Origin of the sequence: Clostridium sp. BSD2780061688st1 H5, from assembly GCF_005845155.1 — a bacterium.
GTDB lineage: Bacteria > Bacillota > Clostridia > Lachnospirales > Lachnospiraceae > Claveliimonas > Claveliimonas intestinigallinarum.
In genome coordinates this window covers 1-1,749 of the sequence record NZ_SPGT01000059.1, presented here as the reverse complement: position 1 = coordinate 1,749, position 1,749 = coordinate 1, and the positions used below count along the sequence as shown (strand labels likewise).

Annotated in this window: 2 pseudogenes; one reads left to right on the top strand and one right to left on the bottom strand. The window is 52.7% G+C overall.

The annotated features are described in order from the left end of the window. A pseudogene (locus FGQ86_RS16080) lies at positions 1-1,155 on the bottom strand (recombinase family protein); the annotation flags it as partial. A gap of 179 nt (positions 1,156-1,334) precedes the next feature. Here FGQ86_RS16080 and FGQ86_RS16765 point away from each other — a divergent pair. After that, positions 1,335-1,523, top strand: a pseudogene (locus FGQ86_RS16765) (hypothetical protein); the annotation flags it as partial. Positions 1,524-1,749: the final 226 nt, after the last annotated feature.

Sequence of the window (1,749 nt, the reverse complement as noted above, 5' to 3'; positions counted from 1 at the left end):
TTCCATGAAACGCTCGTCGCTGATTTTGCCGTTCACATTGTCCTCATACAGCCGCTTGATAATGCGGCTCACTTCGGAAATGCGCTCCTGCGCCTGTTCAAGCTGCTTCGTGGCTGCGGCGGTCTTTCTCTTGCCGCCGATCTCGTTCTGCTGGATAAGCAGCTTTACAAAGCGGCTCTCATGCTTGGCGGCATATTCCGTCACCTGCCGGAGATTGGAGAGGACACCGGCGGTCAACAGGTCGGTGCGGATAAAGTGCGCCGTACAGTCGCGGGTGCGCTTCTTGTAGCTGCCGCAGATGTAACAGTCCTGCTTGCGGTTCTTGTTCTGATACCGCTGCTGGTACATCACATGGCCGCAGTCGGCGCAGAACAGCATACCGGAGAACAGCCCCACTTCGTCATAGCGGTTCGGGCGTTTGCGCTGCTTGCGTAACTCCTGCACGCGCTCCCATGTTTCCGTGTCGATAATCGGCTCATGGTGGTTCGGGAAAATGGCCTGCTTCTCCACGGGGTTCTCTACGCTGTGCTTGGTCTTGTAAGAGGGCTTTTCCGTCTTGAAGTTTACCAGACAGCCGGTGTACTCCCGGTTTTCCAACAGGTGGACAACGGTGTTTGTCGCCCATTTGCACTCATAGCCGGGGTGATAGCGGCGGGTGCTGCCCGTCCTGCGGTATTCCAGCGTACCCGGCGTGGGGATTTGCTGCTCCGTAAGCATACGGGCAATCTTGGTCGGGCCGTTCCCGGCAAGGCAAAGCTGGTATATCTGCCGGACTACCGGCGCGGTTTCCTCGTCAACGATATAATTCTCGTCCTCGTCCATGAGATAGCCGTACACCGGCTTGCTGGTAACGGGTTTGCCGCTCATGCCTTTTGCTCGTTTTACTGCCTTGATTTTTTTGCTCGTATCTCTCACCAGCCATTCGTTGAACAGATTTCGCAGAGGGGTAAAATCGTTGTCCATGCCGCCGTTTGCGCTGTCCACATTGTCGTTGACAGCGATAAACCGCACGCCCTTTTGGGGGAACAGCATTTCCGTGTAAAACCCTACCTGCAAGTAGTTTCGCCCTAACCGGCTCATGTCCTTGACGATAACTGTACCCACTTTCCCGGCTTCAATGTCTGCAAGCATGGCTTGAAAACCGGGCCTTTGAAATAATGAGGTGTGATAGCGATAGCGGCAAAAAGCTAATAAAATCAATGGTTTTGCGGACAGCGGATAGACAGGGAATGTGTTAAAAACTGAATACGCACACAAACGGCGTTACCTTAACCCCTTTGGGGGAGAAAGTAACGCCGTTTTTTTATGCCCGCAGGAAAGGAGGTGCAGCCGGAATGTATTTCACAAAGGGCAAGCAGCGGGCGTTTGAATTGCTCATGCAGCAGAAGCCGGGATTTGACCGCTATCAATCCGGTTGTGCCGGAGATGATGAAGATTGCGGCACTTGCCGTTTCTACCGCCCCGGGTGGAAATATGAGTTTTGCGTTTTCAAAGAGTGTCCCTATTGCCCCGGCAAAAGGACGCGGAAAACGCACGCCAGCATGGACAAATAGACGGGCAAAAGCCCTTGTGCCATGCGGCTTTGCAGACGCGAAAACGGCAAAGGGCATATTGCAATACCAAAACAGCCGAAAACGGCTTTCTAATTGTCCACGCATACCAAGAGAGGAAGTGATATTGTCAAGATTAGTTGACACATTTATTTCAAGGATATCACTGACTATGCTACCAGTTCCAAATCCTCATAAT